At 72.6% G+C, this 23,949-nt stretch carries 21 protein-coding genes; 14 read left to right on the top strand and 7 right to left on the bottom strand.

From position 1 onward, the window contains the following. Window positions 1–9: 9 nt before the first annotated feature. Window positions 10–519 (bottom strand): MarR family winged helix-turn-helix transcriptional regulator, encoded by a 510-nt coding sequence (locus ACGFX4_RS17725; protein ID WP_393074753.1) that lies wholly within the window; start codon window positions 517–519, stop codon window positions 10–12. Between the two features lie 90 nt (window positions 520–609). On the opposite strand from ACGFX4_RS17725, the gene ACGFX4_RS17720 reads away from it, so the two are divergent. Next, complete coding sequence (locus ACGFX4_RS17720; RefSeq protein ID WP_393074751.1) at window positions 610–1,959, top strand: MFS transporter; 1,350 nt, start codon at window positions 610–612, stop codon at window positions 1,957–1,959. A gap of 17 nt (window positions 1,960–1,976) precedes the next feature. Continuing rightward, window positions 1,977–2,912: an EamA family transporter gene (locus ACGFX4_RS17715; protein ID WP_393074748.1), complete on the top strand. Its 936-nt coding sequence runs from the start codon at window positions 1,977–1,979 to the stop codon at window positions 2,910–2,912. Here the strand turns inward: ACGFX4_RS17715 and ACGFX4_RS17710 are convergent. Then, window positions 2,888–4,786: an ABC transporter ATP-binding protein gene (locus tag ACGFX4_RS17710; RefSeq protein WP_393074864.1), complete on the bottom strand. Its 1,899-nt coding sequence runs from the start codon at window positions 4,784–4,786 to the stop codon at window positions 2,888–2,890. The genes ACGFX4_RS17715 and ACGFX4_RS17710 overlap by 25 nt on opposite strands. A gap of 86 nt (window positions 4,787–4,872) precedes the next feature. Continuing rightward, window positions 4,873–6,606 (bottom strand): ABC transporter ATP-binding protein, encoded by a 1,734-nt coding sequence (locus ACGFX4_RS17705; protein ID WP_393074861.1) that lies wholly within the window; start codon window positions 6,604–6,606, stop codon window positions 4,873–4,875. Between the two features lie 221 nt (window positions 6,607–6,827). On the opposite strand from ACGFX4_RS17705, the gene ACGFX4_RS17700 reads away from it, so the two are divergent. The 3 genes from ACGFX4_RS17700 to ACGFX4_RS17690 all read left to right on the top strand — a co-directional run bounded on the left by ACGFX4_RS17700 (window position 6,828) and on the right by ACGFX4_RS17690 (window position 10,306). After that, on the top strand, window positions 6,828–8,726 hold the full coding sequence (locus ACGFX4_RS17700) for an AMP-dependent synthetase/ligase (RefSeq protein WP_393074746.1): 1,899 nt from the start codon (window positions 6,828–6,830) through the stop codon (window positions 8,724–8,726). Between the two features lie 57 nt (window positions 8,727–8,783). After that, window positions 8,784–10,013, top strand: coding sequence for a radical SAM family heme chaperone HemW (gene hemW, locus ACGFX4_RS17695; protein WP_393074744.1), 1,230 nt, complete (start codon window positions 8,784–8,786; stop codon window positions 10,011–10,013). A gap of 170 nt (window positions 10,014–10,183) precedes the next feature. Further along, a complete protein-coding gene (locus tag ACGFX4_RS17690) occupies window positions 10,184–10,306 on the top strand; it encodes a hypothetical protein (protein WP_393074741.1) in 123 nt (40 codons plus the stop codon). A 36-nt stretch (window positions 10,307–10,342) separates the two neighbouring features. Here ACGFX4_RS17690 and ACGFX4_RS17685 read toward each other — a convergent pair whose 3' ends face one another. Continuing rightward, window positions 10,343–11,173 (bottom strand): DUF3097 domain-containing protein, encoded by an 831-nt coding sequence (locus tag ACGFX4_RS17685; protein ID WP_393074739.1) that lies wholly within the window; start codon window positions 11,171–11,173, stop codon window positions 10,343–10,345. A gap of 101 nt (window positions 11,174–11,274) precedes the next feature. Beyond that, a complete protein-coding gene (locus ACGFX4_RS17680) occupies window positions 11,275–12,045 on the bottom strand; it encodes a DUF2785 domain-containing protein (RefSeq protein ID WP_393074737.1) in 771 nt (256 codons plus the stop codon). A 236-nt stretch (window positions 12,046–12,281) separates the two neighbouring features. On the opposite strand from ACGFX4_RS17680, the gene ACGFX4_RS17675 reads away from it, so the two are divergent. Further along, entirely contained in the window at window positions 12,282–12,632 is a 351-nt protein-coding gene (locus tag ACGFX4_RS17675) for a hypothetical protein (RefSeq protein ID WP_393074735.1), read from the top strand. Between the two features lie 4 nt (window positions 12,633–12,636). On the opposite strand, the gene ACGFX4_RS17670 is transcribed toward ACGFX4_RS17675, so the two are convergent. Together ACGFX4_RS17670 and htpX are read right to left on the bottom strand one after the other, a co-directional pair. Beyond that, window positions 12,637–13,227 (bottom strand): hypothetical protein, encoded by a 591-nt coding sequence (locus ACGFX4_RS17670; RefSeq protein WP_393074733.1) that lies wholly within the window; start codon window positions 13,225–13,227, stop codon window positions 12,637–12,639. Between the two features lie 80 nt (window positions 13,228–13,307). Further along, entirely contained in the window at window positions 13,308–14,225 is a 918-nt protein-coding gene (gene htpX / locus ACGFX4_RS17665; protein ID WP_393074731.1) for a zinc metalloprotease HtpX, read from the bottom strand. 186 nt (window positions 14,226–14,411) lie between these two features. On the opposite strand from htpX, the gene hrcA reads away from it, so the two are divergent. From hrcA to ybeY, 8 genes are all read left to right on the top strand, one after another. Further along, window positions 14,412–15,485, top strand: a complete 1,074-nt coding sequence (gene hrcA / locus ACGFX4_RS17660; RefSeq protein WP_393074728.1) for a heat-inducible transcriptional repressor HrcA — start codon at window positions 14,412–14,414, stop codon at window positions 15,483–15,485. A 71-nt stretch (window positions 15,486–15,556) separates the two neighbouring features. Further along, complete coding sequence (gene dnaJ, locus ACGFX4_RS17655) at window positions 15,557–16,696, top strand: molecular chaperone DnaJ (protein ID WP_345696994.1); 1,140 nt, start codon at window positions 15,557–15,559, stop codon at window positions 16,694–16,696. A 91-nt stretch (window positions 16,697–16,787) separates the two neighbouring features. After that, window positions 16,788–17,537: a 16S rRNA (uracil(1498)-N(3))-methyltransferase gene (locus tag ACGFX4_RS17650; protein WP_393074725.1), complete on the top strand. Its 750-nt coding sequence runs from the start codon at window positions 16,788–16,790 to the stop codon at window positions 17,535–17,537. A 63-nt stretch (window positions 17,538–17,600) separates the two neighbouring features. Next, window positions 17,601–20,795 (top strand): PDZ domain-containing protein, encoded by a 3,195-nt coding sequence (locus ACGFX4_RS17645; RefSeq protein ID WP_393074723.1) that lies wholly within the window; start codon window positions 17,601–17,603, stop codon window positions 20,793–20,795. 53 nt (window positions 20,796–20,848) lie between these two features. Then, window positions 20,849–21,202: a histidine triad nucleotide-binding protein gene (locus ACGFX4_RS17640; RefSeq protein WP_393074720.1), complete on the top strand. Its 354-nt coding sequence runs from the start codon at window positions 20,849–20,851 to the stop codon at window positions 21,200–21,202. 6 nt (window positions 21,203–21,208) lie between these two features. After that, window positions 21,209–22,126, top strand: coding sequence for a ribonuclease Z (locus ACGFX4_RS17635; RefSeq protein ID WP_393074717.1), 918 nt, complete (start codon window positions 21,209–21,211; stop codon window positions 22,124–22,126). 203 nt (window positions 22,127–22,329) lie between these two features. After that, complete coding sequence (locus tag ACGFX4_RS17630; RefSeq protein ID WP_393074714.1) at window positions 22,330–23,433, top strand: PhoH family protein; 1,104 nt, start codon at window positions 22,330–22,332, stop codon at window positions 23,431–23,433. A 14-nt stretch (window positions 23,434–23,447) separates the two neighbouring features. Further along, window positions 23,448–23,942: an rRNA maturation RNase YbeY gene (gene ybeY, locus ACGFX4_RS17625; RefSeq protein ID WP_345696988.1), complete on the top strand. Its 495-nt coding sequence runs from the start codon at window positions 23,448–23,450 to the stop codon at window positions 23,940–23,942. The last annotated feature ends 7 nt before the right edge of the window (window positions 23,943–23,949 follow it).

Below are 23,949 nucleotides of genomic sequence, written 5' to 3'. Positions count from 1 at the left end.
GGTAACCCCTCACCCCGAGTTGGCCGCCAGCAGGCGCCGCAACAGGTCGTTGAGGGTGTCCAGCTCGTCGGCGGTGAAGCCGGCCACCGTACCGCGCTGGACCAGCATGCCCGCCTCGACCGCGCCGTCGATCACCTCGCGGCCCTTGTCGGTGAGGGTGATCCGCAGGCCGCGCCGGTCGTTCGGGTCGGGGGAGCGGGTGACCAGCCCGGCCCGCTCCAGCTTGTCCAGCCGGCCGGTCATGCCGCCGGTGGTGAGCATCAGGGTGGCGGTCAGCTCGCGCGGGGAGAGCGAGTACGGCTCGCCCGCGCGGCGCAGCGTGGCCAGCACGTCGAACTCGCCGCGGCCGATGCCGTAGGGCGCGTACGCGTCCTCCATCTTGTCGCCCATCGCCTTGGCGAGCCGGTAGATCCGCCCGTACGCGGCCATCGCCTCGGTGTGCTGGGCCAGCTCGGGACGCTCGCGGCGCCACTGCTCGGCGATCGCGTCGACGGGGTCCTGGTCGGGGGTTCCGGTCATGCGGACAGTGTGCCACGGATCGCTTGCCGATAAGAGGCTTGACGATAATTAGCTTAGTGGTAAGTTACTTACATGCTTTCGATTCGGGGTTTGGGCAAGGGACAGGGGAAGCAGCGCTTCCCGGGGGAGCGCGGACTGGTCGCCGGTCTCGCGGTGGACGCACTCGGCAACGGCATGTACATACCGTTCAGCCTGGTGTTCTTCCGGCACGTCACCGGCCTGCCGCTGCCGGTCATCGGACTGGTCCTCACCGTCACCGGCCTGGTCGGAATGGCCTGCCTGCCGCTGATCGGCGCCGCGGTCGACCGCTTCGGCGCCCGGCGGATGCAGCTGACCCTCTACACCGTGCGCGGCGCCGTCTTCGCGGTGTACCCCCTCGCCGGATCGCTGCCCGCGTTCGCCGCCGTCGCCCTGGTCGCCGCAGTCGCCACCAGCGGCCACCCCGCCGTCCAGCAGGCCCGGATCGGCGAACTCGTGACCGGCGCCGCCCTGGTCCGGATGCAGGCCCTGATGCGCAGCCTCGCCAACGCCGGGCTCGGCGCCGGCAGCCTGGCCGCCGCCCTGCTGGTCGCCCTGGCCGGCGACAGCGGCTACTCCGTCGCCGCCTGGCTCAACGCCGCCAGCTTCCTGGTCGCCGGGCTGCTCGCCCGGCGCGTCCCGGCCGGCCGACGGGCCACCGCGGGCCCCGCCGCCGCCCGCGCCGGCTACCGGACGGTCTTCGCCGACCGGCCCTTCCTCGGCCTGACCGCCGCCAACTTCCTGATCGCGCTCGGCTACGCCTCGCTGGCGATCCTGCTGCCGGTCTTCGTCACCGGGGTGCTGCACGCCTCCGCCTCCGTCACCGGCGTCGCCTTCGCCGTCAACACCGTGCTCTGCGCGGCGCTCGGCGTGCCCGCCGGCCGACTGGTCAACCGCTTCACCGCCCGGCACCGGGCGGCCGTCGCCGGTGCCGCGCTGTTCGCCGTGGCCTTCCTCGCCCAGGCCCTGCTGGTGCCCCACGCCGGCGCCTGGACCACCGGTGCACTGCTCACCGCCGTCGTCCTCGCCACCCTCGGCGAAGTGCTGCACAACCCGGCTGCCTCCACCCTGGTCGCCGAGGCCGCCCCCGCCGCCCTGCGCGGCCGCTACATGGCCGCCTACCAGCTCTCCTGGTCGCTCTCCTCGGCCCTCGCGCCCTCGCTCTTCACCGGCCTCTCCGCCCTCGACGGCCGCCTGCCCTGGCTGGTCCTGGCCGTCTCCGTCCTCGCCGGCGCCGCCCTGCTGACCCGAGCGGCCCGCGCCCTGAAGCCGACCGCCGGCACAACGACCGGCGCTGCCGCGCAGCCGGCAGCGGGAGAGCCCGCGGCAGCGGCCCACCGTGTGCTCGTCCACGCGCCCGCGGCGGCCGAGGCCGGATCGCCGGTGCCCGCCCGTGTCGTCGCCGCCTCCACCGTCCGCTGAACCCGGAAGGACTCGCCATGCGTACCCGCACCCTGCTGCTGACCGCGCTGGCCCCGCTCGCCTGGGGCTCCACCTACGCCGTCACCACCGAGTTCCTGCCCGCCGAGCGGCCGCTGCTGACCGCGACCCTGCGCGCGCTGCCCGCCGGACTGGTGCTGCTGGCCGTCACCCGGCAGCTGCCCCGGGGCGCCTGGTGGTGGAAGGCGGCCGTGCTCGGCGCCCTCAACATCGGTGTCTTCTTCGCCCTGCTCTTCGTCTCCGCGTACCGCCTCCCCGGCGGCGTCGCCGCGGTCCTCGGCGCCGTCCAGCCGCTGATCGCCGCCGGACTGGCGATCCCGCTGCTCGGCGAGCGGATCGGCCCGCGCAAGCTGCTCGCCGGGGTCACCGGGGTGTTCGGCGTCGCCCTGGTGGTGCTGAAGGCCACCGCCCGACTGGACGCGATCGGCCTGGCGGCGGGCCTCGCCGGCGCCGCCGCGATGGCCGCCGGCACTGTGCTGACCAAGCGCTGGGGCCGCCCCGAGGGCGTCGGCCCGCTCACCCTCACCGGCTGGCAGCTCACCGCCGGCGGCCTGCTGCTGCTCCCGGTCGCGCTGCTGGCCGAGGGCGCCCCGCCCGCACTGACCGCCACCAACCTGCTCGGCTACCTGTACCTGGCGGCGATCAACACCGCACTCGGCTACTGGCTGTGGTTCCAGGGGATCGGCCGGCTGCCCGCAGCCTCGGTCGCCTTCCTCGGCCTGCTCAGCCCGCTCTCCGCCGCCGTCATCGGCTGGGCCGCGCTCGGCCAGTCGCTGACCGCCCCGCAGATCGTCGGCATGGCGATCGCCCTGGGCTCCACCGCGCTGGGCTCCACCGCCGCCGCGCCGAGGCGCGCGAAGGGGGAGGCCGGCGAACCGGACCTCCCCCTGGCGACGCAGGCCGAGCGGCGTCAGTCGACCTCGGCCACCGCCTGAGCGAACTGCGCCTGGTAGAGCCGGTGGTAGGCCCCCTGAGCGGCGATCAGCTCGTCGTGGCTGCCCTGCTCGACGATCGAACCGTTCTCCATCACCAGGATCACGTCCGCGTCCCGGATGGTGGAGAGCCGGTGGGCGATCACGAAACTGGTCCGGCCGCTGCGCAGCCGGGCCATCGCCCGTTGGATCAGCACCTCGGTCCGGGTGTCGACCGAGCTGGTCGCCTCGTCCAGCACCAGGATGGACGGCTGGGCGAGGAACGCCCGGGCGATGGTGATCAGCTGCTTCTCGCCCGCGCTGACGCCGGTGCCCTCGTCGTCGAGCACGGTGTCGTAGCCGTCGGGGAGGGTGCGCACGAAGCGGTCCACGTGGGCCGCCCTCGCCGCCTCGACCACCTGCTCGCGGGTGGCGCCGTCGGCGCCGTACGCGATGTTCTCGGCGATGCTGCCGCCGAACAGCCAGGTGTCCTGCAGCACCATGCCGATGCCGGAGCGCAGCTCCTCGCGGGACATCGCGGCGATGTCCACCCCGTCCAGGGTGATTCGGCCACCGCTGACCTCGTAGAAGCGCATCAGCAGGTTGACCATGGTGGTCTTGCCGGCGCCGGTCGGGCCGACGATCGCCACCGTGTGGCCCGGCTCGACCTTGAGCGAGAGGCCGTCGATCAGCGGCTTCTCCGGGTCGTAGCGGAACGAGACGTCCTCGAACGCGACCCGGCCGTGCAGCTCCGCCGGGCGCTCGGGGGCGAGCGGCTCGGGCGACTGCTCGGGGGCGTCCAGCAGCTCGAAGACCCGCTCGGCCGAGGCCACGCCGGACTGCACCAGGTTGGCCATCGAGGCGACCTGGCTGAGCGGCTGGCTGAACTGCCGCGTGTACTGGATGAACGCCTGCACGTCACCGATGGACAGCGCGCCGGAGGCCACCCGCAGACCGCCGACCACCGCGACCAGCACGTAGTTGATGTTGCCGACCAGCATCATCGCGGGCTGGATGATGCCGGAGATGAACTGTGCCTTGAACGCGGACGCGTACAACGCCTCGTTCTCCTTGCGGAAGATCTCGGCGGCCTCGTCCTGCCGACCGAACACCTTGACCAGGGCGTGCCCGGTGTACATCTCCTCGATGTGGGCGTTGAGCGTGCCGGTGGTCTTCCACTGGGCGATGAACTGCGGCTGGGCGCGCTTGCCCATCTTGGCCGCGACCACCACCGAGACCGGGACCGAGATCAGCGCGATCAGCGCCAGCAGCGGGGAGATCCAGAACATCATCGCGAGCACGCCGACGATGGTGAGCAGCGAGTTCACCACCTGGCCCATGGTCTGCTGCATGGACTGGCCGATGTTGTCGATGTCGTTGGTGACCCGGCTGAGCACCTCGCCGCGCGGCTGCTTGTCGAAGTAGCTGAGCGGCAGCCGCGACAGCTTCGCCTCGACCTCCTCGCGGAGCCGGAACACCACCCGGTTGATGGCGAGGGCGGCGAGCCGGCCCTGGAAGACGCCGAAGAGGGTGGCGGCCAGGTAGACGCCGAGCACCCAGAGCAGGACGGTGCCGATGGCGCCGTAGTCCATGCCCTGCCCGGGCGTGAAGTCGATCGAGCTGAAGAAGTCGGCCGTCTTGCCCTGGCCCGCTGCCTGCTGGGCCTCGATGACCTGCTGCTTGGTCTTCCCGGCCGGGGTCTGCGCTCCGATGCTTCCGGCGACGATCAGGTTGGTCGCGGTGCCGAGCAGCTTGGGGCCGATCACCTGGCAGCCGACGGCCACGGTGCCGAGGCCGAGCACGCCGAGCAGCAGCGGCCGCTCGGTCTTGAGCATGCCGAGCATCCGCTTGGTCGAGCCCTTGAAGTCCTTGGACTTCTCGGTGCCCTGGCCGCCCATGAACCGGCCGGGGCCGGCCGGGCCGCGGCGGGCGGCGGCCTCCTGCGAGTTGGACGCGGCGCCCGCGGGCTTCTTCTCCGGGGTGGTCACGCCGCCTCCTGCTCGGTGAGCTGGGAGAGCACGATCTCCCGGTACGTCGGGTTGTCGGCCATAAGTTCGCCGTGGGTGCCGGAGCCGACGACGGCGCCCTCGTCGAGGACGATGATCCGGTCGGCGTCGCGGATGGTGGACACCCGCTGGGCGACGATCACCACGGTGGCGTCGGAGGTCTCCTCGGCGAGCGCGGCGCGCAGCCTGGCGTCGGTGGCGTAGTCGAGCGCCGAGAAGGAGTCGTCGAACAGGTAGATCTCGGGCCGCCGGACCAGCGCCCGGGCGATCGCCAGGCGCTGGCGCTGGCCGCCGGAGACGTTGGAGCCGCCCTGGGCGATCGGCGCGTCCAGGCCCTCGTCGAAGCGCTCGACGAAGTCCTTGGCCTGGGCGATCTCGAGGGCCCGCCAGAGCTCCTCGTCGGTGGCGTCGGGCTTGCCGTACCGGAGGTTGGAGGCGACGGTGCCGGTGAACAGGTACGGCTTCTGCGGGACCAGGCCGATCGCATCGGCGAGGCGCTTGGCGTCGAGCTCCCGGACGTCCACGCCGCCGACCAGCACCTGGCCGCCGGTGGCGTCGAACAGCCGCGGGACCAGGCCGAGCAGGGTGGACTTGCCGGAGCCGGTGGAGCCGATCACGGCGGTGGTCTCGCCGGGGCGGGCGTGGATGTCGATGGCCCGGAGCACCGGCGCCTCGGCGCCGGGGTAGCGGAAGTCGACGGCACGCAGCTCCAGGGTGCCGCGGGCGAGCAGCTCGGAGACGGGCGCGGTGGGCGGCACCACGCTGGTCTCGGTGGAGAGCACCTCCTGGATGCGCTCGGCGCAGACCTCGGCGCGCGGCACCATCATGAACATGAAGGTGGCCATCATGACGCTCATCAGGATCTGCATCAGATAGGACAGGAACGCGGTGAGCGCGCCGATCTGCATCCCGCCACTGGCGATCCGGTGCGCGCCGAACCAGAGCACGGCGACGCTGGAGACGTTCACCACGCCCATGACCAGCGGGAACATCAGGGCCATCAGCCGGCCGACGCGCAGCGAGTAGTCGGCCAGCTCGCCGTTGGCGTCGCCGAAGCGCCGCTGCTCGTGGCCGTCCTTCACGAAGGCGCGGATGACCCGGATGCCGGTGATCTGCTCGCGCATGATCCGGTTGACGCCGTCGATCCGGACCTGCATGCCGCGGAACTGCGGGCGCAGCTTGCGCACCAGCAGCACGACCACCAGGCCGAGCAGCGGCACCACGGCGAGCAGCAGCGCGGACAGCGGCACGTCCTGGTTGAGCGCCATCACGATGCCGCCGACGCACATGATCGGCGCGGCGACCATCAGGGTGAATGCCAGCAGCACCAGCATCTGGACCTGCTGCACGTCGTTGGTGGTACGGGTGATCAGCGAGGGTGCGCCGAACTGGCCGAGCTCCTTGGCGGAGAAGCTCTGCACCCGGTCGAAGACCGAGGCGCGGATGTCACGGCCGACCGCCATGGCGGTGCGGGCGCTGTAGTAGACGGCGCCGATCTGGCAGACCACCTGGGCGAGGGAGACCCCGACCATCACCGCGCCGATGCGCAGGATGGTGCCGGTGTCGCCCTTGACCACGCCGTCGTCGATGATGTCGGCGTTCAGGGTCGGCAGATAGAGCATGCCGAGGGTGGAGACGAGCTGGAGGAGGACCAGCAGGGTGATGGGTTTGGAGTAGGGGCCCAGGTGGGCCCGGAGCAGTCGGATCAGCACCGTGACACTCTCGTCGTCGTCAAGTGAATCGCGCATCCCAAATTACGGAACCTGTGGAAAACCTGTGCACTGCCGCCCGAAGGGCGTGCCACCGGGGCTCACCCCCTTTTGGAACGGCCGACTACCCCCTAGGCTGCTGATACTCCTCTTGTTACTCGCCGGTTAATAAGCCGCCCCGCCGGTTAAAAGCCGTCACCGAAGCCGCCCCCCGGAGGTCCTCGTTGAGTTCCGCGCAGTCCATGATCGAGCGGCGTCCGCCCTCCGTGGCCCACCTCTTCCTCAGCAGGGTAAAGGCCACCCCGGAGCACGAGGCGTACCGCTTCCCCGTTCCGGTCGACGAGCACGCCGCCGACGGCGCTCCCGGTGCCGAGCAGTGGCGGTCGCTGACCTGGGCGCAGACCGCCGAGCGGGTCAAGGCCGTGGCGGCCGGCCTGATGGCGCTGGGCATCGAGGCCGAGGACCGGGTGTCGATCTCCTCCGCCACCCGGGTCGAGTGGATCCTCGCCGACCTGGGCAACATGTGCGCCGGGGCCGCGACCACCACCATCTACCCCAGCACCAACGCCGACGAGACCGCCTTCATCCTGGCGAACTCCGGCAGCCGCGCGCTGTTCGCGGAGGACGTCAAGCAGCTGGCGAAGGCGGCGGAGGAGAAGGCCCAGCTGCCGGACCTGCGCTGGGTGATCCTCTTCGACGCGGCGGACGAGCTGCCGGTCCACGACGGCCTGGAGGTGCTCACCCTCGCCGAGCTGGAGAAGCGCGGCGCCGCGTACCTGGCCGAGCACCCCGACGCGATCGAGAAGGCGGTCGACGCCCTCGACAAGGAGCAGCTCGCCACCCTCATCTACACCTCCGGCACCACCGGCCGCCCCAAGGGCGTGCGCCTGGTGCACGACTGCTGGGCGTACGAGGGCATCGCCCAGGAGGAGAGCGGCCTGCTGGCCGCCGACGACGTGCAGTTCATGTGGCTGCCGCTGTCGCACGTCTTCGGCAAGACGCTGATCTCCGGCCAGATCGCCACCGGCCACGTGATGGCCGTGGACGGCCGGGTCGACCGGATCATCCACAACCTGCCCGCGATCAAGCCGACCATCATGGCCTCGGCGCCGCGCATCTTCGAGAAGGTCTACAACGGCATCGCCGGCCGGGCCAGAGCCGAGGGCGGCGCCAAGTACAAGATCTTCCTGTGGGCCGCCAAGGTCGCCCGCGACTATGCCCGCACCACCCAGGCCAACCGGGTCGCTACCGGCCGCGACAGCGTGCCGTTCGCGCTCGGCCTGCAGCACTCGCTCGCCGACAAGCTGGTGTACGCCAAGATCCGTGCCGCGTTCGGCGGCCGGCTGCGCGGCGCGGTCTCCGGCTCGGCGGCGCTCGCCCCGGAGATCGGCTACTTCTTCGTCGGCGCCGGCGTGCCGATCCTGGAGGGCTACGGCCTGAGCGAGACCAGCGCGGGTTCCTGCGTCAACCGCGCCGAGGACATCCGGGTCGGCACCGTCGGCCGTCCGCTGCCCGGCACCGAGGTCCGGATCGCCGAGGACGGCGAGATCCTGCTCCGCGGCCCCGGCATCATGCGCGGCTACCACAACCTCCCGGAGAAGACCGCCGAGGTGCTGGAGGCCGACGGCTGGTTCCACACCGAGGACATCGGCGAGCTCTCCCCGGACGGCTTCCTGCGGATCACCGACCGCAAGAAGGACCTGTTCAAGACCTCCGGCGGCAAGTACGTCGCACCCAGCGAGGTCGAGGGCAAGTTCAAGGCGATCTGCCCGTTCGTCTCGAACGTCCTGGTGATCGGCAACGGCCGCAACTTCTGTACCGCGCTGATCGCCCTCGACGAGACGGTGATCATGCCGTGGGCCGCCGAGCACGGCCTGGCCGGCAAGTCCTACGCCGAGGTGTCCGCCGCCCCGGAGACCGTCGCGCTGATCGACGGCTTCGTCCAGCGGCTCAACGGCGAGCTGCAGCGCTGGCAGACGGTGAAGAAGTTCCACCTGCTCCCGCGCGACCTGGACGTCGAGCACGGCGAACTCACCCCCAGCCTCAAGATCAAGCGCCCGGTGGTCGAGAAGACCTACGCGGACGCGGTGGCCGGGATGTACGCCGGCGCCAACGAGGCCTGATCCCGCCCGTCCGGTACGGCTTTCCGAGATCGGTGAGCCGTACCGGACAATGGGGGCATGCCCTCCGCACTTCCCGACGGCGACCCGGTGCCGTCCGACGGTTCCCTGCCCGCCCACGCGCTCCGTGGGCTCGGCTCGCGACCGTTCGGCTTCTATGTCCACGTGCCGTACTGCGCCAGCCGCTGCGGCTACTGCGACTTCAACACCTACACCGCCACCGAGCTCCGCAGCTCCGGCGCGGTCGCCTCGCAGGAGACCTACGCCGACAACCTGATCGCCGAGGTCCGGCTCGCCCGCAAGGTGCTCGGCGACGCCGACCTGCCGGTGCAGACCGTCTTCCTCGGCGGCGGCACGCCCACCCTGCTGCCCGCCCGCGACCTGGTCCGGATGCTCGCCGCGATCCGCGAGGAGTTCGGCCTCGCCGACGGCGCGGAGGTCACCACCGAGGCCAACCCCGAGTCGGTCGACCCCGCCTACCTGGCGGAACTCCGTGAGGGCGGCTACAACCGGCTCTCCTTCGGCATGCAGAGCGCCCGCCCGCACGTCCTGCAGCTGCTCGACCGGCACCACACCCCCGGCCGCCCCGAGGCCTGCGTCGCCGAGGCCCGCGCGGCCGGCTTCGAGCACGTCAACCTCGACCTGATCTACGGCACCCCCGGCGAGTCCGACGACGACTGGCGGGCCTCGCTGGACGCCGCGATCGGCGCCGGGCCCGACCACGTCTCCGCCTACTCGCTGATCGTCGAGGACGGCACCCGACTGGCCGCCCGGGTCAAGCGCGGCGAACTGCCGATGATCGACGACGACGTGCACGCCGACCGCTACCTGATCGCCGAGCAGGCGCTCGCCGCCGCCGGCTACTCCTGGTACGAGGTCTCCAACTGGGCCACCACCGACGCCGGCCGCTGCCGCCACAACGAGCTGTACTGGACCGGCGCCGACTGGTGGGGCGCCGGACCGGGCGCGCACAGCCACGTCGGCGGCGTCCGCTGGTGGAACGCCAAGCACCCGGCCGCCTACGCCCAGGCCCTCGCGGAGGGCCGCACCCCGGCGCTCGCCCGCGAGGTGCTCGCCGAGGAGGACCGCCGGGTCGAGCGGATCCTGCTGGAACTGCGCCTGGTCGACGGCTGCCCGCTCACCCTGCTCACCGCCGACGGCCGCGCCGCCGCCGAACGCGCGGTGGCCGACGGCCTGCTGGACGAGGACGCCTTCGCCGACGGCCGGGCCGCGCTCACCCTGCGCGGACGCCTGCTGGCCGACGGCGTGGTCCGCGACCTGGTCGACTGACGGCGGACCGGTCCCCTCACTCCTGCGGGTGAGCGATGAAACGCTCGGCGCGGCTGCGGCCAAGTAGGGAGTGAAGGGGACGGCCCGGGTCCGACGTCGAGCATCCGGAGGACGACCGGCGCACCGTCCGGATCGACCCCGCCCGGATCCCGGCGGGCGCCACCCTGCTGGTGATCGTTCAGAACTTCGGTCAGCCGCGGCCCGAAGGCCCGTCGGCCTTCACCACCAGGGTCGTCGACACCCTGCCGAGCTGCGTGCCGCCGGTGGTCCGGGTGGTCGAGGCCGCCGGCTGACACACGGTCACCGACTCCGAGGGCCGACCCGGGTGGTCATTGACCCGGCTCTGTCGTGAAGTCGATCAGCTCCTCGACGCGGCCCAGCAGGGCCGGTTCCAGGTCCTTGTAGGAGTTCACCGAGGCGAGGATGCGCTTCCAGGCGGCCGGGGTGTCCACCGGCCAGCCGAGGCGGCGGCAGATGCCCTGCTTCCAGTCCTCCTCGAAGGGCACGTCCGGCCAGCCGGGGATGCCGACGCTGGACGGCTTCACGGCCTGCCAGATGTCGATGTACGGGTGGCCGACGACCAGCACGTGGTCGCCGGTCACCCGGGCGGCGATCCGGTGCTCCTTGGTGCCGGGCAGCAGGTGGTCGACCAGCACGCCGAGCCGCCGGCCAGGGCCCGGGGCGAACTCGGCGACGATCGCGGGCAGGTCGTCGATGCCCTCCAGGTACTCGACCACCACGCCCTCGATCCGCAGGTCGTCGCCCCAGACCCGCTCGACCAGCTCGGCGTCGTGCCGGCCCTCCACGTAGATCCGCGACTCCCGGGCGACCCGCGCCCGGGCCCCCGGGACGGCGACCGAACCGGAGGCGGTCAGGCCCGGCCCGCGGGCCGGCGCCGGAGCGGTCGGCCGCACCAGGGTCACCACCCGGCCCTCCAGCAGGAAGCCGCGGTCCGTCAGGGGGAAGACCCGGTGCTTGCCGAAGCGGTCCTCCAGGGTCACGGTCCAGCCCTCGGCGGTCCGCTCGCAGCGCACCACCGCCCCGCAGAACCCGGTGGCAGCTTCCTCCACGACCAGGTCGCGTTCGGCCGCCACCTCGGGCGCGGGCTGCTGCTTCTTCCACGGCGGGGTCAGATCCGGCCCGTAACTCCTGCTGCGCATCTGACCGAGTCTACGGCCGCTGACCGGCCGTCACCCGGGAGACCCGCACACCCGGCGCACCCCACACACCTGCACCCCACACACCTCGCACCGGCCTGCCCTCACCCCGGGTAGGGCGCGGCGATCGCCAGTACCTCGGCGATCCGCTGCTTGACCGCCTCGCCGTGGGGGAGCGCCCGTACCTCGCCACCGACCCAGTCCGGGCGGACCCCGCGGTCGGCGAGCAGGTAGAGCACGCGCAGGGTGCGCAGCGTGTTGGAGGCGAACGGCGGCATCGGGCCGGGCTCGCCGGTGGCGAAGACCTCCGCGATCCGGTCCAGCCAGGCCACCGCCCGGTCCTCGGCCAGCTCCTCGCGGGTCAGGGTGAGGGCCAGCGCGAAGCCGAGCCGGTCGTCCTCCATCGCGTCCCACACGTGGTCGGTCGGTGCGAGCAGTCGGGCTGCGCCGAGGGCGAGCGGCTCGGCCGGGTCCACCTCGGGGTGCTCGCCGAAGGCGCGCAGCAGGTCGGCGCCGTGCGCGACCGCGTGCAGCCACCCCAGCGCCGGGTCCCACCCGCGCAGGTCGGTCTCGGCGGGGTACCAGCGGCCGAACGCCGCCAGCCACTGCGGCCGGTACGCACCGGCCCGGACGAGCTTCGCCAGGACCAGGGGTGCGAACGTCCGGGCCTGGATCTCCGGATCGTCGAAGCGTTCGGCCAGCTCGTCCCCGAGGGCCAGTCGCGCCTCGGGCGCCAGCTCGGGCACCCAGCGCGCCAGCAGCGGGTAGGCCCGCTCGTCGCGCTCCACCGGGTCGGGCGAGCGCAGTGCGGCACTCGCCACCGCGACGGACTCGGCGGAGGGGGCGGCGGCTTCCAGAAGGTCCCAATCGGTCACGGGCGGACTCTAGTCCGGCCGGGGAAGCGGCGGCGAGGGAATACCCGGAGGCGGGCGGCGGCCCGCGACGCGGCCCGTCGATACTTCTCGGTGTGACGGAACCGGACGAAGCGACGGGTGGGCCCCTGGAGTGGGGCGTGGTGGCCAATGTGGCCCGGTCGACCACGCACGGGCCCGGCGGTGCCCGAACGGAGTCGGGGCTGAAGCACTTCGCTCCGGGGGCGAGGCTGTGGGTGGTGCCTCCCCGCTACGCGGACGAGGACGAGCAGGTGCAGGTGATCGGGGTCCACCGCGGTGGGCGCAGGCGGCAGATCTCCCTGATCATTTTCCGGCGGCACCTGGAGAACTTCCGGGTCAAGGGCGTCCACAGCCCGGCGGTGCAGAGGGTGCGGGCGGACGGCTGGTACTGGGGCTGGAACCGGGTGTGGTGCTGTCCGGAGCTGGCGCAGCCCTGGGTGGACCGGTGGAACGCGCTGGCCGCCGGCCTGCCGGCGCCCGACTTCCCGCCGTGGCCGGCCCGCTCCACGGTCGCCCCGGACGCGGGCCCGTGCCCGCACCTGCCACCGGCCCGGCCCGGGCCGGCGTGAGGGGCTAGTCCGTCAGGCCCGGGGCGCCCCAGACGGGGAACCAGCGGGAGAGGTCCTGTTCGACCCGGAGGTCGTTGGTGAGCAGGCCCTTGGCCTGGAGCTCGACCGGGCTGTTGCGCTTCTCGCCGCCGCCCGGCATCGGGGCGAACGGGTAGAAGGTGCCGCGCTTGTAGAGGTAGACCAGGCCGAGGGACTGCCCCGCGGGGTTGCGGAACGCGACGATCGAGCAGAGCAGCTGCGGTCCGAAGCCGTTCGCCTCCAGCTCGCTGTTGACCGCGTGCAGGTCGTTGACCAGGTCGGCGATCTCCTCGGGGGTGTGGCGGGCGAGCAGCCAGGTGTAGCCGTAGGAGTCCTGGGAGACCTCGACCGGGACGCCGCCGCGCGCGGTGTCGGCGTCCAGGAGCTCGCGGACCTGCGTCTGGACGTCGGCGAACGCCCCGCCCTCGACGGCGGCGAAGCACACCGACCCGAGACCGGTCGGCCGGAAGCCGGACGCGGCCTCCAGGGTGAGCGCGGCGGAGGGGACGGCGAACAGCTGGTCCAGGTCGGGCTTGACCGGCTTGGAGCGGCCGAACAGGGCGTCCAGGAATCCCATCTCAGGTCCTCTCGGGTCCGCGAGGACCGATCCTCGCGGATCGGGGCTCGGTGGCCGGGCCGGCCGGGTTCAGGTCGGCTTCAGTGGCCGAGTTCGGTGGAGATCTTCTCCAGCTGCTCCAGCCGCCGCTCCAGCGTCGGGTGGGTGGAGAACAGCTGGCCGGCGGCCTCGCGGGCGCTCAGCGCGGGGGCGAAGTAGAAGGCGTTGTACGGCTGGGCCTGGCGCAGGTCCTTGGTGGGGATGGCGGCGATCTGCCCGCTGACCTTGGTCAGGGCGGAGGCCAGCGCGCTGGGCCGGCCGGTCAGCTGGGCGGCGGCCCGGTCGGCGGCGAGTTCCCGGTAGCGGGAGAGCAGCCGGGTGAGCAGGAAGCTGATCGCGTACACCACCATGGCCACCAGCGGGACGATCAGTGCCGCGATTGCGGCGTTGGAGTCGTTGCTGTTCCGGTTGGAGCCGACGAATCCGCCGTACAGGGCCATCCGGGTGATCGCCCCGGCCAGCACGCCCAGGAATCCGGCCACCGTCATCACCGCGACGTCCCGGTGGGCGACGTGCGAGAGCTCGTGGGCGAGGACGCCCTCCAGCTCCTCCGGTTCGAGCCGGCGCAGCAGGCCGGTGGTGACGCAGACCACGGACTTCTCGGGTTTGCGGCCGGTGGCGAAGGCGTTCGGCATGTCGTTGTCGGCGACCGCCACCCGGGGTTTGGGCATGTCGGCCAGGGCGCAGAGCCGGTCGACGGCGCCGTGCAGCTGCGGGTACTGCTCGGGCGTCACCTCGTGGGCGCCCATCGCCCGTTCGGTGATCTTGTCGCTGAACCAGAACTGGGCGACGAACAGGCCGCCCGAGATCAGGACGATCAGCGGCCACGCGCCGCGCAGCAGCACGATCAGCAGCCCGGTGAAACCCACGTACACCAGGCCGATCAGGAACATCGTGGTGACCATCCGCCCGGTCAGGCCGCGGTCGGGCGCGAACCGGGAGTGCTGTGACGTCGACATCGCCGCTTCCTCCTCAGGTGCCTTCTGACTTCGATGCTGCCACTCGGACGAGGATCACGTGGCCGGGCCGTTCCTGCCGTCGGACCCGGGCCTTACACTGGCTGGTACGGTCCTGGCACTCTGCCTTCCGGAGTGCCAGACGGGGGACGGCTACCAGGTCAACGGACGAAGACGGAGGTGCGTGCCATGCCCGAGGACGGCAAGCCCGAGGCTCGGCGGTTCGACGCCCGCCCGTCTGTCCGCCCGCTCGACGAGCGGCGGCTCGCGGTGCTGCGCGCGATCGTCCAGGACTACGTGGGCACCGAGGAGCCGGTCGGCTCCAAGGCCCTGGTCGAGCGGCACAACCTGGGCGTCTCCCCGGCCACCGTGCGCAACGACATGGCCGCGCTGGAGGAGGACGGGTACATCCAGCAGCCGCACACCAGCGCGGGCCGGATCCCCACCGACAAGGGCTACCGGCTGTTCGTCGACCGGCTCGCCGAGGTCAAGCCGATGTCCGCGCCCGAGCGGCGCGCCATCCGGCACTTCCTGGAGGGCGCCGTCGACCTGGACGACGTGGTCGCCCGCACGGTGCGGCTGCTCGCCCAGCTGACCCGGCAGGTCGCCGTCGTCCAGTACCCCTCGCTGACCCGCTCCACGGTGCGGCACATCGAGTTGGTCGCCATCACCCCGACCAAGCTGATGCTGGTGCTGATCACCAACACCGGCCGGGTCGAGCAGCGGCTGGTCGACTGTCCCGGCACGGTGGGCGAGACCCTGCTCGGCGACCTGCGCGCCAAGCTCAACGGCATGGCCGGCGGCTGTCCGCTGCCCGAGGTCCCGGTGATCCTGGAGGATCTGCCGTCCGGCTTCGAGCAGGTCGAACGGCCGATCGTCAGCGCCGTGCTCGCCACCCTCTTCGAGACCCTCGCCGAGCAGAACGAGGAGCGGATCATGCTGGCGGGTACCGCCAACCTGACCCGCTTCGGCCACGACTTCCCGCTCACCGTCCAGCCCGTGCTGGAGGCGCTCGAGGAGCAGGTCGTCCTGCTCCGCCTCCTGGGTGAGACGGCGGAGTCCGGGATGACGGTCCGGATCGGCCACGAGATCGCGTACGAGGGGCTCAATTCCACCTCGATGGTCTCGGTCGGTTACGGTTCGGGCGACCAGAGCGTGGCAAAGCTCGGGGTGATCGGTCCGACCCGGATGGATTACCCGGGCACAATGGGGGCGGTGCGAGCGGTGGCACGGTACGTGGGTCAGATCCTGGCCGAGTCGTAGCAGGGATGCCGGTCAGAGCCGGCGCAGTCGATCGCAAGCACTTCTAGAGGCGGAACAAACCGGAGCATTTGGTGGCCACGGACTACTACGCGGTACTCGGCGTCCGACGCGACGCGGGGCAGGACGAGATCAAGAAGGCGTTCCGACGCCTCGCACGCGAACTGCACCCGGACGTCAACCCCGACCCGAAGACGCAGGAGCGGTTCAAGGAGATCAACGCCGCCTACGAGGTGCTCTCCGATCCGCAGAAGCGCCAGGTCTACGACCTCGGCGGCGACCCGCTGTCGCCCAACGGCGGCGGCGCGGGCGGGTTCGGCGCGGGCGCGGCGGGCTTCGGCTTCTCCGACATCATGGACGCCTTCTTCGGCGCCGCCTCCGGCCAGCGCGGTCCGCGCTCCCGGACGCGCCGCGGCCAGGACGCCATGATCCGCCTGGAGATCACCCTGGAGGAGGCCGCCTTCGGCACCACCAAGGAACTCCAGGTCGACACCGCCGTCACCTGCACCACCTGCAACGGCGAGGGCGCCGCCCCCGGCACCTCCGCGCAGACCTGTGACATGTGTCGCGGCAAGGGCGAGGTCTCCCAGGTCACCCGGTCCTTCCTGGGCCAGGTCATGACCTCCCGCCCCTGCCCGCAGTGCCAGGGCTTCGGCACCGTGGTGCCCACCCCGTGCCCCGAGTGCGCCGGCGACGGCCGCGTCCGGGCCCGCCGCACGCTGACCGTGAAGATCCCCGCCGGTGTCGACAACGGCACCCGGATCCAGCTGGCCGGCGAGGGCGAGGTCGGCCCCGGCGGCGGCCCCGCCGGTGACCTCTACGTCGAGATCGCCGAGACCGCCCACCAGGTGTTCCAGCGGCGCGGGGACGACCTGCACTGCACGGTGACCATCCCGATGACCGCCGCCGCGCTCGGCACCCAGGTGCCGCTGCAGACCCTCGACGGGCTGGAGGAGGTCGACATCCGGCCCGGCACCCAGAGCGGCCAGTCGATCCCGCTGCACGGTCGCGGCATCACGCACCTGCGCGGGGGCGGCCGGGGCGACCTGATAGTGCATGTCGAGGTGCAGACGCCGACCAAGCTCGACCCGGAGCAGGAGGAGCTGCTGCGGCGGCTCTCCATGCTGCGCGGGGAGGAGCGTCCGTCGGGCCAGTTCGCGCCGGGCCAGCAGGGGCTGTTCTCCCGCCTGAAGGACGCCTTCAACGGCCGGTAGGAGCTCGTTCCAGGGGCTCGGGGAACTGTGAGGTCGGCCTCGCAGTTCCCCGAGCCCTGTTGTCGTTACGCATCGAGAGAGGTACTTCGTCATGACTGCGCCGGTGTTCGTCGTCGAGACCGCCCTGCTGGCCGGGGTCGCGCCGGGGGCGACGGTGCGTCTGGAGGGGGCGGAGGGGCGGCACGCCGTTGCGGTGAAGCGGCTGGAGGCCGGTGAGGCGGTGACGCTGGCGGACGGGCTGGGGCTCGGCGTGTTCGGGACGGTCGCCGCCGTGCACGGCAAGGACGCGCTGGACGTCGCCGTGGCGGAGGTCCGCGAGGAGCCGGAGCCGAGCCCGCGGATCGTCGTGGTGCAGGCCCTGCCGAAGGGCGACCGCGGTGAGCTGGCCGTCGAGACGATGACCGAGGTCGGCGTGGACGTGGTGATCCCGTGGTCGGCGTCCCGGTGCATCACCCAGTGGAAGGGCGACCGGGGCGCCAAGGCGCTGGCCAAGTGGCGGGCGACCGCGCGGGAGGCGGGCAAGCAGTCGCGGCGGCTGCGCTTCCCCGAGGTGCGCGAGGCGATGACGACCCGTCAGCTGGTCCCGTTGCTGGAGCAGGCGGCGCTGGCCGCGGTGCTGCACGAGGAGGGCGCGGCACCGCTGGCCGCGGCGGAGCTGCCGGTCGGCGGGGACATCGTGCTGGTCGTCGGCCCGGAGGGCGGGGTCGCCCCGGAGGAGCTGGCGGCCTTCGCCGAGGCGGGTGCGCAGCCGTACCGGCTCGGGCCGTCGGTGCTGCGGACGTCCACGGCGGGTGTCGCGGCGGGCGCCCTGCTGCTGGGCCGCACCGGCCGCTGGGCGTAGCGCGCCGTTCCGGAACGCCGGAATTCGTGGCCGGACCGTCCCCGGCTGCCTATGGTGGCGGATGTGACAGATTCTCAGCGCGGCTACCTGCGCCATCCCCATGTGCACGGTGACCTGGTCACCTTCGTTGCCGAGGACGATGTCTGGCTGGCCCCGGTGGCGGGTGGGCGGGCCTGGCGGCTGACGGCGGACCAGGTGCCGGTGGCGCACCCGAGGTTCTCGCCGGACGGTCGGCACATCGCCTTCACCTCGATGCGGGACGGCGCGCCGGAGGTGCACGTCGCGCCGGTGGACGGCGGCCCGTCCCGGCGCCTGACGTTCTGGGGCAGCCCGTTCACGGCGGTGCGCGGCTGGACGGCGGACGGCCGGCCGGTGGCGACGACCACCGGCGGGCAGGCGACGATCCGCCGCACCTGGGCGTTCGCCGTGCCGCTGGACGGCGGCCCCGCCGAGCGGCTGCCGTACGGCCCGGTGAGCGGGCTGGCGCAGGAGCCGGGCGGGGAGCGGACGCTGCTGGTGTCGGCGTTCGGCCGGGAGCCCGCGATGTGGAAGCGCTACCGCGGCGGGCAGACGGGCAAGCTGTGGATCGGTACGACGGAGTTCGCCCGGCTGCACGCGGACCTGGACGGGCACCTGGAGTCGCCGCTGTGGGTGGGCGAGCGGGTGGCGTTCCTGTCGGACCACGAGGGCGTCGGGCAGCTGTACTCCAGCCTTCCCGACGGCGGTGACCTGCGCCGGCACACGGACGGCGGGTTCTACGCCCGCGGCGCGTCCACCGACGGCACCCGGGTGGTCTGGTACAGCGCCGGTGACGTCTGGCTGCTGGACGACCTGCGGGGCGCCGAACCGCGCCGGCTGGAGCTCACCCCGGCGGGGCCCCGGACGCTGCGCCAGCCGCGGCCGGTGTCGGCGGGCGGCCGGATCGACTCGGTCGCCCCGGACCGGACCGGCCGGGCCAGCGCCGTGGTGGTGCGCGGCACCGTGCACTGGCTGACCCACCGGGAGGGCCCGTCCCGGGTGCTGGACGAGACGGCCGGGGTGCGGGCCCGGCAGGTGCGGGTGGTGCCCGGCGAGGACGGCGGGCAGGGCGCGGTGTGGGTGACCGACGCCGAGGGTGACGACGCGATCGAGTACGCGCCCGCCGTACTGGGGGCCGAGCGGCGGCGGCTGGCCGCCGGGCGGCTCGGCCGGGTCCGGGCCCTGGAGGTCTCCCCGGACGGCAGGCTGCTGGCGGTCGCCGCGCACGACGGCCGGGTGCTGCTGGTCGCGCTGAGCGACGGCGCGGTGCACGAGCTGGCCCGCAGCGGCGACGGCGAGGTGAGCGGGCTGGTGTTCAGCCCGGACTCGGCGTGGCTGGCCTGGTCGCAGCCGGTGCTCGGCCCGTGGGCGCTGCGCCAGATCATGCTGGCCGACCTGACCTCACGGACCGTCAGCGAGGCGACCCCGCAGCGCTTCCACGACTACTCGCCGGCCTTCACCGCGGACGGGAAGCACCTGGCGTTCCTGTCGGTGCGCAACTTCGACCCGGTGTACGACGCGCACGTCTTCGACCTGTCCTTCCCGGCGGGCACCCGGCCGTACCTGATCACGCTGGCGGCCGACACCCCGTCGCCGTTCGGCCCGCAGCGGGCCGGGCTCGGCCTCGGCGGGGACGAGGACGAGCCGAAGGACGAGAAGAAGGACGAGGCCTCCGCGCACCCGGCGACCCGGGTGGACCTGGACGGGATCGCCGACCGGATCGTCCCCTTCCCGGTGGAGGGCGGCCGGTTCGGCTCGCTGCGGGCCGCCAAGGACGGCGTGCTGTGGACCCGGCTCCCGTTCGTCGGCGAGCTCGGCGACACCGCGTCCTCGCTGGAGGCCGACGAGCCGAGGGCCGCGCTGGAGCGCTTCGACCTGAAGAAGCGCCGGGTCGAGCAGCTGCTCGGCGGGCTGGACGGGTTCGCGGTCAGCGGTGACGGGGCGCGGCTCGTCGTCCTCGACGAGAGCGACCTGCGGGTGGTGCCCGCCGACCGGAAGGCCGGCGAGGACGACGACCTGGACGTGGACCTGGACCGGATCCGGGTCACCGTCGACCCGGCCGCCGAGTGGCGGCAGATGTTCGACGAGAACGGCCGGCTGATGCGCGACAACTTCTGGCGCGCGGACCTCGGCGGCGTCGACTGGGCGGGCGTCCTGGAGCGCTACCGCCCGCTGGTCGAGCGGGTCGGCTCGCACACCGACCTGGTCGACCTGCTCTGGGAGACCGTCGGCGAGCTGGGCACCTCGCACGCGTACGTGATCCCGCCGGGGCGCGGCGCGGAGGCGGCCCGCCGGCAGGGCCTGCTCGGCGCCGACCTGGTGCGGGACGGCGAGGTGTGGCGGGTCGAGCGGGTCCTGCCCGGCGAGTCCTCGGACCCGCGGGCGCGCTCGCCGCTGGCCGCGCCCGGCGTCGCGATCCGGCCCGGTGACGCGGTGCTGGCCGTCAACGGCCGGCCGGTGGACCCGGTGGCGGGCCCGTTCCCGCTGCTGGCCGGCACCGCCGGGCAGCCGGTGGAGCTCACCGTGGTCGGCAAGGACGGCACCGGGGAGCGGCACCCGGTGGTGGTGCCGCTCGCCGACGAGGAGGCGCTGCGCTACCACGACTGGGTCGCGGGCCGGCGGGAGCTGGTGCGGGAGCTGTCCGACGGGCGGCTCGGGTACCTGCACGTGCCGGACATGCAGAGCGCCGGCTGGGCGCAGCTCCACCGCGACCTGCGGGCCGAGATGGCGCGCGAGGGGGTCGTGGTCGACCTGCGGGAGAACCGGGGCGGCCACACCTCGCAGCTGATCATCGAGAAGCTGGGCCGGAGGATCATCGGCTGGGACCGGGCCCGTGACATCGACGCGGCCGAGCCGTACCCGGCGGACGCCCCGCGCGGGCCGGTGGTGGCGCTGGCCAACGAGTTCTCCGGCTCGGACGGCGACATCGTCAACGCGGCGATCCAGGCGCTGGGCATCGGCCCGGTGGTCGGCACCCGCACCTGGGGCGGCGTCATCGGCATCGACAGCAAGTACCACCTGGTCGACGGCACCCTGGTGACCCAGCCCAAGTACGCCTTCTGGCTGGAGGGGTACGGCTGGGGCGTGGAGAACCACGGCATCGACCCGGACGTCGAGGTGGTGGTGGCCCCGCAGGACTGGGCGGCCGGCCGCGACACCCAGCTGGCGGAGGGCGTCCGGATCGCCCTGGCGGCCCTGGCCGAGACCCCGGCGAGGACCGCGCCCGAGATCGGCGGGTGACCACGGGCGGTACGCTTCGCGGCGTACTGACAAGCATTCAGGAGGAGAGCGAGATGGCCGGCGAGGCGCAGTCCGACTGCCTGTTCTGCAGGATCGTGGCGGGGGAGATCCCGGCGACGGTGGTGCGCAAGACCGAGCGCACGCTGGCGTTCCGGGACATCGCGCCGAAGGCGCCGGTGCACGTGCTGGTGATCCCGCACGTGCACTACCCGAACGCCGCCGAGCTGGCGGCGGCGGAGCCGGAGATCGCCGGTGAGCTGCTGGCGGAGGCGGGCCGGGTGGCCGAGGACGAGGGGATCTCCGACTACCGGCTGATCTTCAACACGGGCGCGGGCGCGGGGCAGACGATCTTCCACGCGCACGTGCACGTCCTCGGCGGCACGCCGATGACCGAGCGGATGATCTGAGGCACCGTGTCGCAGCGTGAACTCGTCGTCCTGGGCACCGCCAGCCAGGTGCCGACCCGGAACCGGAACCACAACGGCTACCTGCTGCGCTGGGACGGCGAGGGCCTGCTGTTCGACCCGGGGGAGGGCACCCAGCGGCAGATGCTGCACGCCGGGGTGTCCGCCACCGGGATCACCCGGATCGCCGTGACGCACTTCCACGGCGACCACTGCCTGGGCCTGGCGGGCGTGATCCAGCGGATCAACCTGGATCGCGTCCCGCACCCGGTGGACGCCTACTACCCGGCGTCCGGGCAGGTCTTCTTCGACCGGCTGCGGCACGCCACGGCGTACTTCGAGACCGCGGAGCTGCGGCCCCGGCCGATCTCGGAGCCCGGGCCGCTCCAGGCGCCGGGGGCGCCGTTCGCGCTGGAGGCGGTGCGGCTGTCGCACCCGGTGGACTCGTTCGGCTACCGGCTGGTCGAGCCGGACGGCCGGCGGCTCGACCCGGCGCTGCTGCGGGCGGCCGGGATCGCCGGCCCGGCGGTGGGCCGGCTGCAGCGCGAGGGCCGGGTCGAGCTGGACGGCCGCACCGTGACCCTCGACGAGGTCAGTGCCCCGAAGCCCGGGCAGAGCTTCGCGTTCGTGATGGACACCCGGCTGTGCGAGGGCGTGCAGGAGTTGGCGGCCGGCGTCGACCTGCTGGTGATCGAGGCGACCTTCCTGGACGCGGACGCGCACCTCGCCGAGGACCACGGCCACCTGACGGCCGCGCAGGCGGCGCGGGTGGCGGCCGAGGCGGGCGTGCGGACGCTGGTGCTCACCCATTTCTCGCAGCGCTACCCGGACCTGGAGGGTCATCTCGCGGAGGCGCGCAAGCACTTCGACGGCGAGATCGTGGTCGCCGAGGACCTGGCGCGCATCCCGGTACCGGCCCGGAACTGACCGCGGAACTGACCGCGGGACCGAGCGCGGGACCGAGCGCGGAACGGGCGGAAAACCATTCGCGTCGGCCGCGGATCAGGCGGACCATCGAACGCGCTGCGCCGCTCCGGCGAACACCTGCGCGGCGTACCCTGGTGACCCGGAGAGCCCGGAGCGCCACACGAGACGACGGATGGGGATGAGGCAGGCGGCAGCGCCGACCCATGAGTGACACACCGCAGACCCGAACCAACGGACAGCAGCGCCCCGACGCGGAGGCCAGCACCCGGATCGTCATCCCGGAGAAGCACCCGATGGTCACCCTGCTGGGCGCGGCCGACTCGCTCCTGCGAGTGATCGAGAGCGGCTTCCCGGACGCCGACATCCACGTCCGCGGCAACGAGGTGACCGCCACCGGTTCCCGGGCCGAGATCAAGCTCGTCGAGCAGCTCTTCAACGAGATGATGCTGGTGCTGCGCACCGGCCAACCCCTGACGGAGGACGCCGTGGAGCGCTCCATCGCCATGCTCAGGAGTGCCCAGGACGACCCGGCCCACCCGGCCCCGTCCGAGGTCTTCACGGCGAACATCCTGTCGAACCGGGGCCGCACCATCCGCCCCAAGACCCTGAACCAGCAGCGCTACGTCGAGGCGATCGACAAGCACACGATCGTCTTCGGCCTCGGCCCGGCCGGTACCGGCAAGACCTACCTGGCGATGGCCAAGGCCGTCCAGGCCCTGCAGGCCAAGGAGGTCAACCGGATCATCCTGACCCGTCCGGCGGTCGAGGCGGGCGAGCGGCTGGGCTTCCTGCCCGGCACGCTGTACGAGAAGATCGATCCGTACCTGCGCCCGCTGTACGACGCGCTGCACGACATGATGGACCCGGACTCGATCCCCCGGCTGATGGCCGCGGGCACCATCGAGGTCGCCCCGCTCGCGTACATGCGCGGCCGCACCCTGAACGACGCCTTCATCATCCTGGACGAGGCGCAGAACACCTCGCCCGAGCAGATGAAGATGTTCCTGACCCGGCTGGGCTTCAACTCGCGGGTGGTGGTCACCGGTGACACCAGCCAGATCGACCTGCCGGGCGGCACCCGCAGCGGCCTGAAGGTGGTCCAGGAGATCCTCGCCGACGTGCCGGACATCCACTTCTCGGTGCTCACCAGCACCGACGTGGTGCGGCACAAGCTGGTCGGCCGGATCGTGGACGCCTACGAGCGCTGGGACGCCCAGCAGGAGGCCGACGAGGCCCCCGCGAACCGCAAACCCGTCCAGCGCCGGGGCGCCCGTGCCCCGCGCCAGTCCCATCGCACCGAAAGCTGAGTAACGCACCCTCCATGTCGATCGACATCGCCAACGAGTCCGGCTGGGACGCGGACGAGGAGTCTATCCTCGACGTCGCCCGGTACGCCCTCGACAAGATGCGGATCCACCCGCAGTCCGAACTGTCCGTGATCCTGGTCGACAGCGACGCCATGGCGGAGCTGCACGTGCAGTGGATGGACCTCCCGGGCCCCACCGACGTGATGTCCTTCCCGATGGACGAGCTCCGTCCCGGCAAGGAGGGCGAAGACCTGCCGCAGGGGCTGCTCGGCGACATCGTGCTCTGCCCCGAGGTCGCCGAGAAGCAGGGCCTGGCCGCCCCGTCCAAGCACTCCATGGACGAGGAGCTGCAGCTGCTCACCGTCCACGGCGTGCTGCACGTGCTCGGCTACGACCACGAGGAGCCCGACGAGGAGCGCGAGATGTTCGCGCTGCAGAAGCGGATCCTGGACGACTGGCGCGCCGGTCGCGGACTGTCCGGGATCTCCCCGGCGCCGACCACCCACTGAGGGCCGG

The organism is Kitasatospora sp. NPDC048365 (assembly GCF_043200835.1).
Lineage (GTDB): Bacteria > Actinomycetota > Actinomycetes > Streptomycetales > Streptomycetaceae > Kitasatospora > Kitasatospora terrestris.
The sequence above is the reverse complement of the archived record's forward strand: the minus strand, read 5'-3'. Positions and strand labels throughout refer to the sequence as shown.